General features: G+C 69.8%; 17 protein-coding genes. 8 read left to right on the plus strand and 9 right to left on the minus strand.

Annotation, left to right across the window (positions count from 1 at the left end):
* Positions 1-826: 826 nt before the first annotated feature.
* Positions 827-2074 carry an FG-GAP repeat domain-containing protein gene (locus tag CHF16_RS19930; RefSeq protein ID WP_179271607.1) on the minus strand — a complete coding sequence of 416 codons (1248 nt, stop codon included), beginning with the start codon at positions 2072-2074 and terminating at the stop codon, positions 827-829.
* Between the two features lie 398 nt (positions 2075-2472).
* Positions 2473-2607 (minus strand): hypothetical protein, encoded by a 135-nt coding sequence (locus CHF16_RS41890; RefSeq protein WP_281259377.1) that lies wholly within the window; start codon positions 2605-2607, stop codon positions 2473-2475.
* Between the two features lie 358 nt (positions 2608-2965).
* On the opposite strand from CHF16_RS41890, the gene CHF16_RS19935 reads away from it, so the two are divergent.
* Both CHF16_RS19935 and CHF16_RS19940 read left to right on the plus strand, forming a co-directional pair.
* Entirely contained in the window at positions 2966-3283 is a 318-nt protein-coding gene (locus tag CHF16_RS19935; RefSeq protein WP_218826744.1) for a hypothetical protein, read from the plus strand.
* A 22-nt stretch (positions 3284-3305) separates the two neighbouring features.
* On the plus strand, positions 3306-3785 hold the full coding sequence (locus CHF16_RS19940; RefSeq protein WP_089327594.1) for a hypothetical protein: 480 nt from the start codon (positions 3306-3308) through the stop codon (positions 3783-3785).
* A 43-nt stretch (positions 3786-3828) separates the two neighbouring features.
* Here the strand turns inward: CHF16_RS19940 and CHF16_RS19945 are convergent, their stop codons facing one another.
* From CHF16_RS19945 to CHF16_RS19955, 3 genes are read right to left on the minus strand one after another with little or no spacing between them, the layout of a single operon-like run.
* Positions 3829-4041, minus strand: coding sequence for a DUF397 domain-containing protein (locus tag CHF16_RS19945; RefSeq protein ID WP_089327595.1), 213 nt, complete (start codon positions 4039-4041; stop codon positions 3829-3831).
* An 11-nt stretch (positions 4042-4052) separates the two neighbouring features.
* The gene (locus CHF16_RS19950) at positions 4053-4289 is read right to left on the minus strand and encodes a DUF397 domain-containing protein (RefSeq protein ID WP_089327596.1); all 237 of its coding nucleotides are present in this window, start codon (positions 4287-4289) and stop codon (positions 4053-4055) included.
* Positions 4267-5142 (minus strand): helix-turn-helix domain-containing protein, encoded by an 876-nt coding sequence (locus tag CHF16_RS19955; protein WP_179271608.1) that lies wholly within the window; start codon positions 5140-5142, stop codon positions 4267-4269. The genes CHF16_RS19950 and CHF16_RS19955 overlap by 23 nt, the downstream gene beginning before the upstream one ends.
* Before the next feature lie 203 nt (positions 5143-5345).
* Between CHF16_RS19955 and CHF16_RS19960 the strand changes: the two genes are divergently transcribed.
* Positions 5346-5756, plus strand: coding sequence for an ATP-binding protein (locus tag CHF16_RS19960; protein WP_179271609.1), 411 nt, complete (start codon positions 5346-5348; stop codon positions 5754-5756).
* On the opposite strand, the gene CHF16_RS19965 is transcribed toward CHF16_RS19960, so the two are convergent.
* Positions 5743-6084, minus strand: coding sequence for a winged helix-turn-helix transcriptional regulator (locus tag CHF16_RS19965; protein WP_089327599.1), 342 nt, complete (start codon positions 6082-6084; stop codon positions 5743-5745). The two genes, CHF16_RS19960 and CHF16_RS19965, sit on opposite strands and share 14 nt — an antisense overlap.
* A gap of 97 nt (positions 6085-6181) precedes the next feature.
* Between CHF16_RS19965 and CHF16_RS19970 the strand changes: the two genes are divergently transcribed.
* Positions 6182-7051, plus strand: coding sequence for an NAD(P)-dependent oxidoreductase (locus CHF16_RS19970; protein WP_089327600.1), 870 nt, complete (start codon positions 6182-6184; stop codon positions 7049-7051).
* A 42-nt stretch (positions 7052-7093) separates the two neighbouring features.
* Here CHF16_RS19970 and CHF16_RS19975 read toward each other — a convergent pair whose 3' ends face one another.
* The gene (locus CHF16_RS19975) at positions 7094-7672 is read right to left on the minus strand and encodes a hemerythrin domain-containing protein (RefSeq protein ID WP_089327601.1); all 579 of its coding nucleotides are present in this window, start codon (positions 7670-7672) and stop codon (positions 7094-7096) included.
* Between the two features lie 264 nt (positions 7673-7936).
* On the opposite strand from CHF16_RS19975, the gene CHF16_RS19980 reads away from it, so the two are divergent.
* From CHF16_RS19980 to CHF16_RS19995, 4 genes are all read left to right on the plus strand, one after another.
* Positions 7937-8509: a hemerythrin domain-containing protein gene (locus CHF16_RS19980; RefSeq protein ID WP_089327602.1), complete on the plus strand. Its 573-nt coding sequence runs from the start codon at positions 7937-7939 to the stop codon at positions 8507-8509.
* 11 nt (positions 8510-8520) lie between these two features.
* Positions 8521-8976, plus strand: a complete 456-nt coding sequence (locus CHF16_RS19985; protein WP_089327603.1) for a hypothetical protein — start codon at positions 8521-8523, stop codon at positions 8974-8976.
* The gene (locus CHF16_RS19990) at positions 8973-10157 is read left to right on the plus strand and encodes a zinc-dependent alcohol dehydrogenase (RefSeq protein ID WP_089327604.1); all 1185 of its coding nucleotides are present in this window, start codon (positions 8973-8975) and stop codon (positions 10155-10157) included. Before CHF16_RS19985 ends, CHF16_RS19990 begins: the two co-directional genes overlap by 4 nt.
* Before the next feature lie 145 nt (positions 10158-10302).
* On the plus strand, positions 10303-10854 hold the full coding sequence (locus CHF16_RS19995) for a hypothetical protein (protein WP_089327605.1): 552 nt from the start codon (positions 10303-10305) through the stop codon (positions 10852-10854).
* Between the two features lie 12 nt (positions 10855-10866).
* Here the strand turns inward: CHF16_RS19995 and CHF16_RS20000 are convergent, their stop codons facing one another.
* Both CHF16_RS20000 and CHF16_RS20005 read right to left on the minus strand, forming a co-directional pair.
* Positions 10867-12252: an FAD-binding oxidoreductase gene (locus tag CHF16_RS20000; RefSeq protein WP_218826745.1), complete on the minus strand. Its 1386-nt coding sequence runs from the start codon at positions 12250-12252 to the stop codon at positions 10867-10869.
* A 106-nt stretch (positions 12253-12358) separates the two neighbouring features.
* Positions 12359-13165, minus strand: a complete 807-nt coding sequence (locus tag CHF16_RS20005) for an SDR family NAD(P)-dependent oxidoreductase (protein ID WP_089327607.1) — start codon at positions 13163-13165, stop codon at positions 12359-12361.
* Position 13166: the final 1 nt, after the last annotated feature.

A 13166-nucleotide genomic window follows, 5' to 3' on the forward strand; every position in this document is an offset into this window, starting at 1 on the left:
ATACCGAGTTAAACGTGAGACGGACGAGAACATCACCCACGACTCGCCGGCCACGATCCGATTGATCTGCCCAGCAGCTTAATTTAACGGCATTGTTCCATGGTGGACGCGGCATCAGGATCACCCGCAATCAAACTCATGCATCCATGATATCCGGCCGGACGCTCCCTTGCGCTCTCGGACTGGAATTCGACCATGATTCTTTCGGAAAATTCTCGATCATCGTCGGACGTTTCACAAAAGCCTCATCTCGGGCATTCGAATTGTTGTGTCGTTCCTTTTTGGGGTGGGGGCGGCGCGTCGGGCAGAGGGCAGGCGGAGCCTGCCCGACGAAAGCTGCACTCAGGGGCCGCAGAGGCTCCAAAGTCAAGGGTGGGACGGAGTCCCATCGCGAAGCGACGCCGAAGGCGCCCTTGACTTTGGAGGGGCGGCCCCGTACGCAGCGCCGCCCCCACCACGATTCCACCAACACACCTGGGACGAACCACGTCCGCAGGCACCCGACAGACCCCTCAGGCAACCGCTGAGAACAGCATCCGGGTACCCCACCCCAAGACAGTGGCCCCCGCATCGAGAGTGGGCGGACAGGTCTGCTCACCATTCAGCGGTGGCGCCCCCGACTGCGCGGCATCAGCCGTCCGGGGATGACGTACGACTCGCGCTGTGCGGTCCGCATGGTTTGCCGCGGGTCGGAGCCAGTCCGGCGAGTAGGCCGATCACGCCGGTGACGTAGCGGTGAGCAGTCGCGGCACCAACGCAGAAAAGGCACCAACGCAGAAAAGCCAGAGCACGCTCCTGCCCCGGCGAGGACAAGGGACGGCGGGCCTCAGGGAAGGAGGACCGCGCCGAAGCCGCCGTTGGGTCGCTGGGTGAGACCCAACTGGGCGCCGCTAATGGTCGTGGCGTCCCGGACACGGCCGCCGGGGAGGGTGTAGAGGCGTCCCCCGGCTCGGCTCCACCACTCGGGGATCCCGATGACGAGGTCGGGTGTGCCGTCCCCGGTCACGTCGGCGACGGACAGGCCGCCGATGTCGCGCAGGTCGCTGCCGGCGGGCTTCGGCAAGCCGTCCTTGTCCAGGATCTGGAACCGGGCGGGCCGCACACCGCCGGGGGCGCCGGGCAGGAGGCCGACCTGGCCGTTCTCGGTGACGGCGACGTCCGCGATGCCGTCGCCGGTCAGGTCGCCCAGGGTGAGCCGGGCCATCTCGGCCGGGGTCAGGGGCGGTGCCGCGGGGCCGGGGTCGCGGGGCTCGGGGATGGGCGGAAGGGAGAAGCTGTGCGGGGCTCCCAGACCGGTGGAGGTCCCCGGTACCACCGACATCGCCTTGCCGCCGTCCCGCATGACCAGGTCGGGTCGGCCGTCGCCGGTGACGTCGCCGGCCATCGAGTCCAGCCCGATCCGGTTCCGGGCGAAAACGGTGGCCCGTTCGCTCAGGCCCCGCGGGCCGCCGAGTCGCAGTTCGCCCCAGCCGAGGGTCGGCTCGCCTTCGGTGATCCATTTGATCATCACGGCGAGGTCGGAGCGGCCGTCGGCGTTGAAGTCGGCGACCTGGAGGGAGTCGAGAGAATCCTCGGCGCCTCCATCATTCGGCGGTCTCCTGATCAGCCTGCTCCGCTCGACGGCGACGGGCCGGTCCACCACGTTGCGGAACAGATAGAGATCGCCAAATGCTCCCGGCACGGCGGCGATGTCGAGCTCGCCGTTGCCATCGAAGTCCCCGATCGCCACCTCATCGAAGAGCCGGCGCGTTCCTGATGCAATCAGTTCCACCGCGCGGCTGGTGAGCCCGTTCGCGCTGCCGTAGATAATCGTCACGGCGGCGTCTCCGGGCCCGTGGTAGCCCCCGTCCTGCCCGCCCACCACCAGGTCGTCGTAACCGTCGCGGTCGAAGTCGGCCGAGGCCAGCGATGTGCCGAACGTGTAGTTCGGCTTGCCGCAAGTCGGCAGGTCCAGGCAGTCATGGGTGATGATCTGCCGTCTGGCCGGATCCGGGCCGTGCGGGCCGCTGGGAACGATGGCGAGATAGGCGCCCGACATCTTTCCGGGAGGGGTCCTGTCGGTCGAGATCGTCACGCCGGGAGGAGCCGAGGCCGGGACGTCGGGCGGGCTCGTCAAGCGGAAAGGGACCGAGGCGGCGATGTCGCGATGACCGTCGCCGTTGAAGTCGCCGCCACGGTCGGTGGCTCCCCTGCCGGGGCGGCTCGCCTCACGCGACGCCACCGCATCGGGTGTGGGCGCTGCGGAGGCTCTACCGCTGGGCAGCGCAAAGGTGCAACCCGGCCGAGGTTCAGCGGTCCGCGTGGCGGTCACATCGGGGACGAGGTCACCGGCGGCAGCGAACAAGGCCACGACAGCGACGGCGGCCGTCGGCAGAGTGCTCCGCATCCACGGACTCGTGCTCTGAAAACACTTCACCCGAGAGCCCCCAGAAGCGATGTGTCGTGCGCATGATCATCCATCATCGGTCTGGATCAAGCAATGTGGTCGAACGCTGCGACGTCCCCAGCGGCATTCCGGCGACCGCGGCGTTCGAGGGTGCCGGACATCAGATCGCGGTCGGCCTGCTGAAGGCCGAGCACTTCGAATTTTTCATCGCCCCAGGTCACCGAACAGCGGTCCGGCTATGCCATCAACAGGTAACAGAACTTTTGCGCGGCCTTCCCGCTATCTACTGCGACCGGTTGGTGCATCGCACACTGCGGCGCATCACCGTCTCGGCAGCACACGGACGCTCCTACACGCCCCGGCATGCTGACCTGCCGCATCGACACACTGCCCGCACGGGCGCATGCCTACGGCGATCGGCCGTAGTTCCATCCGGTCGGAGCGTTCCGGGAGCCGCCGCGCCCGCTATCCGCCTGTGAGCCGGCCCGCGCGGACCGACCATCGGCCGCCTCCCGCTCGGTGGCGGCGCTCGCCGTGCCGTTGCAGGATCGGGCCGCTCGCCGGAACTAGGGTCGTGGTGTGCGCCAGATGCCGTCGTCGGACATGGTCAGCCTGATCTCTTTTCTCGCCGTTCTGCTGATCTTCTTCAGCATCGATGTGCGTTCGAGGACCTATGCGTCCCCGAAGCCGTGGCACGCCCACATGTTCGAATGGGCTTCTCGGATCGGCGGGATCGCGACCGCTCTGGCGCTGGCCCTGGGATGGGTTGACCTGTTCATCCCGGACCAGCGCGGTGTGATCCATGTGGCGTTCGTGGCCGTCCCGGGCTCGGTGGGCGTACTGTGCGCCATCGCGTTGGGCCTGGAAATGCTCTGGCAGCGGTGGGAATCGACGTAGCGACCGGTTCAGGAGCGGACACGTGAGCAGCCCCACCGATGGCCCGGCCGAGCCGGACGAGCACCGCCGCTACTTCCGCTACCTACGCGCCCTGGCCGCCGTGAGCGACGACGACGAGACCACGTTGGTGACCGGAATCCTGCAGGACCCCGACCAGGCGATGGCCGAGTCCGCGGTGGCTCGCCACATCGACGACCGCGCACGCCAACTGATGACCTACGAACGTTTCCCCGGCTGGGTCCACACCATGACCGGCGTCATCGGCGAGCGGGACTTCCTCATCCGTCGCCTGACCGAATGGACGCTGCTGGCCGCTATCGCCCAGGACAAACCATGGGCGGCCGCCCAACTGACCGCGGCGTCGGACTGGTTCCAGCGAAAGGCCGTCGAAGTCCTGACATCACCCGAAGTCCTCGGCCTCCTCGCCGGCCAAGGAAGGACACGACGGGTCCGCGCGGCAGCCAACCAACAGCTCCGTCAGCAAGGTCACCAACACGGCTGATGTGATCCACACATCCCGACCATTCCTCTCCTCCCACCCGGCCTCAGCCGTGCCGGACAGGACGTTCCAACGCCTCCGACTTGAGCTGGACGAGCAACGCGCTCCAACCCGCCCGGCTCAGGACGAGCCGCGGCCCGTTCGGATCCGTCGAATCACGCACGCCCACCAGGCCGCCTCTCCCGGACGGCAGACGCGCGCACTCCACGCAGTTCTGCGACTGGCTGCCGCTGTAACTGCTCTTCCGCCACCGAGACATCTATCGCCTCCTCAGCCGCCTCGGACAGGACGTTCCGACTCTTCCAACTTGAGCCGGACGAGCAACGCGCTCCAAGCCTGGTGCGTCATCGCGAGGTGAGGCCCGTGCGGGTTCGTCGAATCCCGAACGGCGACGACGTTTGCACCGACGGGGAGCAAGCCCAGCTCCACGCATTGACTTCCGCCCTGGCTTCCGCTGTGGCTGCTCTTACGCCAGACAACCTGTTCAAGCTTCTTCGGGGGGAGCATGAATCTCCTCTGCAGCTCGCTCGATGAGCCGATGGGATTCGGACGGAGAGAGCGCGAGGGCCTGCAGGCCTTGGAAGGCCAGTGCGTACGGCTCAACCTCGTCCTCGTCTTCTACGCAGATGCTACGCGTGAGGCTATCGATCACCACAGCGGTGAAGTCACCCGTCTCAACGTCCAACATGGTGAATCCACCGTCGAGGCCTGGGTTCTTGACGGCGCACAGCGGGAGAACCTGCAGGTTGACGTTCGGTTTCGCCAGGCATTCCAGCACATGGAGCAACTGGGCACGCAGGATCGCACGCCCTCCGAGCGTCTGTCGGATGGCTGCCTCCCCAATAACGACGTCCAGTTGAACGGGATCGCTCCGTGTCAGCGCGTCCTTCCGTGCCATCCTGAACGCAAGCGACTCATCGACGTTCGTCCCCGGACGGCGGGGGACGGACTCCATCGCGGCACGGGCATAGTCCGGCGTTTGAAGCAGCCCGGGAATGAGATGGGGCTCGTAAGACCGGATCGCACGCGAATCCTGCTCAAGCCGCACGAAGTCTTTGACGATCGGCTCAAGGTCCATCGTCGCGTGGCGCTTCATCCAATCGCGCGAACGGCCTGCCTTCGCGAGGCCGACGAGCGCGGATCTCCGATCGTCGTCCTGCTCGATGCCGTACGCCATCAGGATGTAGTCGACCTCGTGTGCGCGGGCGACCACCTGGGCGTTCTCCATCCGGCTGAGAGCACTCTTGGACATCATCACGAGCGCGGCGGCCTCGTCGAGGGTGAGGCCGCGGTCTTCGCGGATCTTGCGTAGCTGGACGCCGAGTCGCCTGCGGCGAACGGTCGGGGGTCGTGTCGCCATAGCACTGATTGTCATCGGCTCGCCACAGACTGTCACGCGCTTTCCAAGAAGAGGGAAATCCCGCTTTGCGTGTCTCCCGCACGACCGCCCTCCCTCTCTCGATGAAGACGGTTGTGGGCCCCCACCTGGGCATTCATAGTTGCGGGCGTCGATTACCGGAGGGGAGTGAGGCAATGACGCCTTGCGAGGCTGAGCCTGGAGACATGCGGTTCCTCGGGACGATCACGATGCCCGGCGAGCCGAGGTCCGCGCGGGTCGCGCGGGACTTCGTGAGCGGGGTCGCGACCCATGTGGACGGCGAGGCGCTGGCCGACGTCGCCCTCTGCGTGGACGAGCTGGTCGCCAACGCGTGCGAGCACACCGCGTCCGGCGCGGGCGGGCACGTCACCGTCGTGGTGAGCGCCCGTGAGGACCTGCTGCGCGTCACCGTCCTCGACCAAGGAGGTGGTCAGAAGCAACCGCGCGTCCGCAGCGACCCCTATGCGGAGGACGGCCGTGGGCTGTTCCTCGTCGAGGCGCTGTCCAAAAGCTGGGGGTCGCATCCGTCGTTGAACGGCACGGCCGTGTGGGCGGAGTTCCGCGCGGTGCCGGCCGAGGACGTCAGCGGTGGGTGATGTGCCCGATGACGTTCTCCCGGCCCCAAGCGCCGAGCGGGGCCAGGGCCTCGTTGAGCGAGACGCCGAGCGCTGTCAGCGAGTACTCAACGCGGGGCGGCACCTCGTCGTACGCCTCGCGGTGGACGATGCCGTCCTGCTCCAGCTCGCGCAACTGCGCGGCGAGCACCTTCTCGGTCACGCCCGGCAGCTCCCTGCGCAGCTCCCCGAAGCGGTGGGGCCGCTCGTTCAGCGCCCAGAGGATCAGCACCTTCCACTTGCCGCCGATCACGTCCATCGCCGCGTCGATCCCGCAGATGTACGACCCCGGTCGCTGTGCCGTCCGCATCGTCCCGCCCCCTGACCTCGTCACTGAGGTCAGGGTAACCACGCACCTGAAAGTGCGTACTTGATCATGTGTGCGGCCGGGGCCGAGCCTGGACGGCATGGGACATGACTTCACGCAGATCAGCGTGCTGGGCCTCGGCGCGATGGGCGGCGCGATCGCCCGCGCCTGGCTGGCCGCCGGATACGAGACGACCGTGTGGAACCGCACGTCGAGCCGCGCCGAGCCGCTCGTCGCCGAGGGCGCGAGGGCGGCGGCGACGGCCGCCGAGGCCGTCGCCGCAAGCGGCCTCGTGGTCGTCTGCCTGCTCGATGACGCGTCCGTCGGCGAGGCCCTCGCGGACGCCGACCTGGCGGGCAAGGACCTGGTCAACATCACCACCGGCACCCCGGGCGAGGCCTGCGACCGCGCCGCATGGGCGACCGGACGGGGAGCCCGGTACCTGGACGGCGGGATCATGGCCGTGCCGCCGATGATCGGCGTCCCCGGCTCGGGCGCCTACGTCTTCTACAGCGGGTCCGAGGAGTTGTTCACCGAGCGCCGCGCAGCACTCGGCGTCCCGGCGGCCGCCAGGTACGTCGGCGACGACGCCGGTTCGGCCGCGCTGCACGATGTGGCGCTGCTCAGCGCGATGACCGGTATGTTCGCCGGGATGGCGCACGCGTTCGCCCTGATGCGCGACGCGGCCTCGCCGGGCGAGTTCGCCCCGCTGCTCATCGAATGGCTGACCGCCATGGTCGCGTCGGCGGACGGCATGGCTGCGCATCTGGAGAGCGGCGACTACACCTCGGGCGTGACGTCCAACCTGGCGATGATGGTGCAGGGCAACAGGACCTTGCTGCGCACGGCCGAGGAGCAGGGTGTCAGCCCCGAACTCCTCACCCCGTTCATGTCGCTGATGGAGCGCCGCCTCGCCGACGGGCACCCCGACGAGGGCACCACCGGCGTGGTCGACCTGCTCACCAAGTAGAGACCGTTCGTCCGGTAGGGACCGTTCGTCAGGCAGAGATCGTCAGCCCTTCTGCCTGCCGACCGCCTTCTTGATGGCGTCCCGCGTCCGGTCCACGATGGACGCGAACGGTCCGGCGAGCATGTTGGCGGGAGCCGTTTCGAACCCGACGTGCGGATGGGTGGGGGCCACGGCCTCGGCCGCCTTGACCGCGGTGGCCATCCGGCGCCGTTCCTGGTCACTGGCCAGCTCGCGGATGCGCGGGAACTCCTCTTCCTCCTCCCGCCGGGCATGGGCCATGACCGCGAGACGGAGATCGCTGAGCCCCTGCTGGAACCCGACGTTTCCGGGACCGAGGTATTCGAGGTCCGAAAGAAGCTGCTTGGCCTGGTTCTCCTCGCTCAGGCGGGCATCGACCACCTCCTGGCCCCCGTCGAGGTGCCGGCGGGCATAGGGGTGGACGATCTCCTCCTCCGCGGTCTCGTGCACGGCCAGCAGCCGGCGCAGCCGATCGAACGCGGCGGTCCGCTCGTCACCGGTGGCGGCCTCGACCTGGTCGAACAGGAGCCGGATCTCGGTGTGCTGCCGGAGCAGGAGATCGACGACGTCCTCATCGGGCTTGTCCCCCGGCCGCTCACTCACTTGGACCCCCCGGAGCGTCGGTTGTGGTGGCACATGAGTTCCCCCCGCTGCGGTCCTCCCCCCGCTACGGAACCGAAACATCCCGGCGCACCTCGGGGGCGAAGGCCAGCGGGAGCGCCGGAAGGTGCTCGCTTAACCCGTCCGGCCTCGGGTACGGGCCGCTTCGTCCACTGTCGGGCACTGTCCGGCACTGTTCAGCACTGTTCAGCACTGTCCGGCACCAAGGAAGGGGCCCGGCGGACCAGGGCCCGAGCGAGGGAGCTCATGCAGACCACGCCCGCCAACACCGGGAAGACCGAGGACGTCATCGACCTCCTGCGCGCCCAGCACGGCCGCATCCGCGACCTGTTCGACCAGGTCATGCACTCCTCGGGCGACGAGCGCAAGCACGCCTTCCACGACCTGATGAAGCTGCTCGCGATCCACGAGACCGCCGAGGAGGAGATCATCCACCCCGTGGCGCGGCGCCTGCCCGGCGGGGACGGGATCGTCGACGACCGGCTCGCCGAGGAGCGCGCGGCGAAGGAACTGCTGTCCGAGCTGGACGGCATGGACACCGACGACCCGCGCTTCCTCAAGACGGTCGACAGGCTCCGAATGGACGTCCTCACCCACGCCCGCGCCGAGGAGCGCTACGAGTTCGACCGGCTCAAGGACCAGTTCAGCCCCACCCAGCTCAAGGGCTTCGCCGCCGCCGTCCGCGCCGCCGAGGCCATCGCCCCGACCCGCCCGCACCCCGGCGTCGAGAGCGCGAAGAAGAACATGGTGATGGGCCCGATGGCCTCGGTGATCGACCATGTCCGCGACATGATCCGCGACGCCCGCGGCAAGTCCTGATCGGAGGCACCATGAAACGCGCTGTGGCCGTGGCCGCCGCGGCGGCCGGTGCCGGTGCGGGCGCCGGTGTCGCCGTCCGGCGGCTGAAGGCCCGGTCCACCCGGCTGGACGAGCAGGACCGGTGGCTCACGGTCACCGTCAACTGCCTGCCCGAACGGCTCCGCGAGCTCCCCGCCCCGCTGGCCGGGCTCGCCGACCACATCGAGGTCAGGACCGCGCCCGCGCCCGGAGGCAAGGGCACCGAGCTGGCCGCCCGGCCGCGGTTCGACTCCGCCGCCGGGCCGCTGAAGCGGATGACCGGCGACGACCCCCGGCAGCGGGTCCGGCGGGCGCTGCGGGAGGCCAAGTCGCTGGTCGAGACCGGCGAGATCCTGCGGGCGGACGCGCCGCCCACCACCCGTTCCACCCCGGGCGGGAAGCTGGTGGAGATCGCGACCCGCCGCGCGGGCGGAGAGGGGCGGCTGTGAAGGCACTGTGCTGGGAGGGCGTCAACAAGCTGCGGGTCGAGGACGTCCCCGATCCGGAGATCCGCAACGACCAGGACGTCATCGTCAAGGTCACCGCGGGCACCACCTGCGGCTCGGACCTGCACCTGATCGGCGGCTACATCCCCGCCATGCGCGCCGGCGACGTCATCGGCCACGAGTTCCTCGGCGAGGTCGTCGAGACGGGCCCGGCCGTCCAGCGCCACCGGGTCGGCGACAGGGTCGTGGTGTGCTCGTTCGTCGGCTGCGGACGCTGCTGGTACTGCGAGAACGACCTGTGGTCGCTGTGCGACAACACCAACACCAACCCCGGCATCACCCAGGCGCTTTGGGGTTACGACCCCGCAGGCATCTTCGGCTACTCCCACGCCATGGGCGGCCTGCGCGGCAGCCACGCCGAGTACGTGCGCGTGCCGTTCGCGGACTACGGCGCGTTCACCGTCCCCGAAGGCGTGGACGACGTCAGCGCGCTCTTCGCCTCCGACTCTGCGCCCACCGGCTGGATGGGCGCCGACCTGGGCGGGGTGGAGCCCGGTGACGTGGTGGCGGTGTGGGGTTGCGGCGCCGTGGGGCAGATGGCGGCGCGCGCCGCGATGCTGCTCGGCGCCGAACGCGTCATCTCCATCGACCGGTTCCCCGAGCGGCTCGCGATGACCCGCGAGCACATCGGCTCCGAGACCATCGACTACACCGCCACCGACGTCGGCGCCGAACTGCGCGAGCGGACCGGCGGGCGCGGCCCGGACGTGTGCATCGAAGCGGTCGGCATGGAGGCCCACAGCACCGGCCCCGACTACGCCTACGACCAGGTCAAGCAGCAGCTCCGGCTGCACACCGACCGGCCCACCGCCGTCCGCGAGGCCATCTACGCCTGCCGCAAGGGCGGGTCGGTGTTCGTCCTCGGCGTGTTCGGCGGCGTCGTCGACAAGTTCCCGCTCGGCGCGGTGATGAACAAGGGCCTCACCCTGCGCGGCGCCCAGATGCACGGCCAGCGCTACATCCCGATGCTCCTGGACCGCATCGCCGCCGGCGAGCTGAGCACCCGCCACCTCGCCACGCACGAGGTGCCGCTGGACGACGCGCCGCACGCCTACGACATGTTCAAGCACAAGAAGGACAACTGCGTCCGCGCCGTCATCCGCCCCGACGGCAGTCCGTCGTGACGCCCCGACGGCAGTCCGTCGTGACGCCCCGACGGCAGTCCGTCGTGACGCCCCGGCGACAGGCCGTCGTGACGTCCCGGCGGCAGTCCGTCATGACGTTCCGGCGGCCTGCTTGCGGCACGGCACTCCGGGTAGGAGGCGAGCCATGATGAGGCGTGCCCTATGGGAGGGTCTGATCGCCGGGACGGCCGGGACCGTGATGATGACGCTGGGCGAAAAGGCCGAGCAGCTCCTGACCGGACGGCCCGGCTCCTACGTCCCGGCCCGCGTCCTCAAGCGCCTGACCGGAAGGGCCGAACGGGACGAACGGCACGGACGGCACGGACGGGAATCGGACCCGGCGAACTGGGCCATGCACTACGGCCAGGGCGCACTGCTGGGCGTCCTGCGTTCGGTCATGGCGCATGCCGGGCTTCGCGGGCCATGGGCGTCGGCGAAGTTCACCGTCGTCCGGATCACCAGCGACCAGATCCTGGAGAACGCGACGGGCGTCGGGGCACCGCCCCAGACGTGGCCGCGCCTGGAACTGGGCGTGGACGTCCTCCACAAGGGTGTCTATGCCTTCGCCACCGGCGTCGTCGCCGACGCCCTGGCCTCCCGATCCGGGCCCGGGCCCGGACAGCGCCACGCGGCGATGCGTCCAGGGCGGCACACCGACGTGGGGCCGCTGCCCCGCGTGCGAGCCCACGGGAACTGAGCGGCCCATCCCTCAGGGACGCCGATGCACCCTCGCTTCGTTCACGCGGCGGGTGGACTCGCCTCGTTCACGATCGGCGGGTGGAATGTTGTGGTTCAGGCTGAAGAGGTTGGACGGGTCGTAGGTCGCCTTCAGCTCGGCCAGTCGCCGGTAGGTCTCCGGCGCGTAGGCCAGGCGCACCTGGTCGGACGTGGCGCTCTGGCCGAAGAGGAAGTTCAGGATCGTGCCGGACGTCCTGCCCGCCAGAGCGTCCCCGACCCGCGCGTGCAGCGGCTCCACATCGGTGCCGGGCTCCAGCTTCGACAGGACACCGGTCAGGTATCGCGCGCCGCGGTTGCCGACCGCGTTCGGGACGGACGGCGGCCGCGCCATCGCACCGCCCAGGTGGCGGATCTCCAGGATCGCGCGGTCGGGCGCTCCCGGACCCACCAGGTCGAGCAGGCCGCGGACGGTTCCCGCGTCCAGGTCGTCCAGGGCGGCGTTCGTCGCGCGGTACGCCACCGGGATCGGCGGCTCGTTGTGGATCGTTCCCGACTCGGTGTACGGCATGTCGTCCACCGTGTCGATCAGGCGTGGGGCGATGGCGCGGAGGGGTGCGATGAGCCGGTCCCCGTCGCCGCCCAGGTACGCGATGCGGACATGCGCGACGTGGCGCCCGCGTAGCGGTTCCGGGAAGACCGGGACGTCGGGGACGGGCATCAGCGCGACCGACGACGTCATCTCGTCCGGCACGGTCGCGGTCCAGGTGCGCCATGCCTCCAGGACGTCCGGGACGTGCCCGGTGTCGAAGTACAGCCCGCCCCCGTACAGCCGCGTGACGGGAAGCAGCCCGATCTCCAGGGCGGTCACGACGCCGAAGTTCGCCCGGCCGCCGAGCAGCGCCCAGAACAGGTCATCGCCGGGGGTGACGTGCCGTGCCCGGCCGTCCGCCGTGACGACGTCGATCGACCGGACATGGTCGGCCGCGAACCCGTACATCCGCGACATCAGGCCGATGCCGCCACCCAGCGTGTAGGACACGGCGCCGACGCCCGGCGACGAGCCGGACAGCGGCGCCAGCCCGTGCTTCGCCGCCTCCTCGACGACCTGCGCCCACCGCACCCCGGCCTCGATGCGGGCGGTGCGGGCCCCGGCGTCGACGCGCAGGCCCGTCATCCGCCGCGTGCTGATCAGGAGGCCGCCGTCGGCGCCGAGCGGCAGCCCGTGGCCGGTGTTCTGCACGGCCACGGGCAGCCCCTGCTCGGCCGCGTACCGGACGGCGGCGCGCACGTCGTCCGCGTCCGCCGCGGCGACGATCACGGCGGGACGGTGCGGGCCGGCCGTCTGGAAGCCGGTCCGCTCACCGTCGTAGCCCTCGTCGCCGGGTGCGAAGACCTGCCCCTTGATCGTGTCGAGCATGGTGACCCCTCTTGGACGTTTCCCCTGTTCACCTCCCATCCTGAGGAACCGCCTGCCAGAAGTCCAAGAGATAGATCTGATAGCACCCAGCAGGTTCGGTTATGACTCAGAGTTCCTTGAGGAAGCCGGAGTCGACCGCGTAGTCGGCGCCGGTCGTGCTCGCCGAACGCGGCGACGCGAGCTGGACGATCACGTCCGCGACCTCCTGCGGGTGGGCGAGGCGGCCGGTCGTGAGGGCCATCATCTCGGCGGCGCCGCCGTCCAGCACCGCGTCGCGGTCGGAGCCGGTCGCCCCGGCGATGATGTCGGCCGCGCCGCCCTCGTCCGTCCACCACGGCGTGAGGACCGGGCCCGGCGACACCGCGTTGACCCGCACGCCCTGCGGCGCGTACTCCTCCGACAGCCCCAGCGTCAGGTTGGTCAGCGCCGCCTTCGCCGCGTTGTAGTCGTAGTTCATCGGCCCCGGACGCCTCCCGTTGCCCGACGACACGTTCACGATGGACGCCGCGTCGCTCCGTAGCAGGTGCGGGAGCGCCGCCCGCACCGTCCGGACCACCGCGAACAGGTTGAACTCGAACATGTCGCGCCAGTCGTCGTCCGACGGGGTCAGGAAGCCGAACCGCGGCAGCGCCGCCCCGGGCGGCGGGCCTCCCGCGTTGTTGACCAGCACGTCGAGCGCGCCGAACTCCGCCACGGCCCGCTCCACGGCCATCGCCGGGGCTGCGGGATCCATGAGGTCGGCGGGGACGTGCAGCAGGTTCGGCCCGGCGAGCGCGTCCAACTCCGGCCCGGACTTGCGCGACACCGCCGCCACGCGGGCGCCCTCGTCCAGCAGCGTCCGCACGACCGCGAGTCCGATGCCCTTCGATGCCCCGGTGACGACGGCGACACGTCCGGCAAGCCGCAGATCCATG

This window comes from Actinomadura meyerae, assembly GCF_900188445.1.
Lineage (GTDB): Bacteria > Actinomycetota > Actinomycetes > Streptosporangiales > Streptosporangiaceae > Spirillospora > Spirillospora meyerae.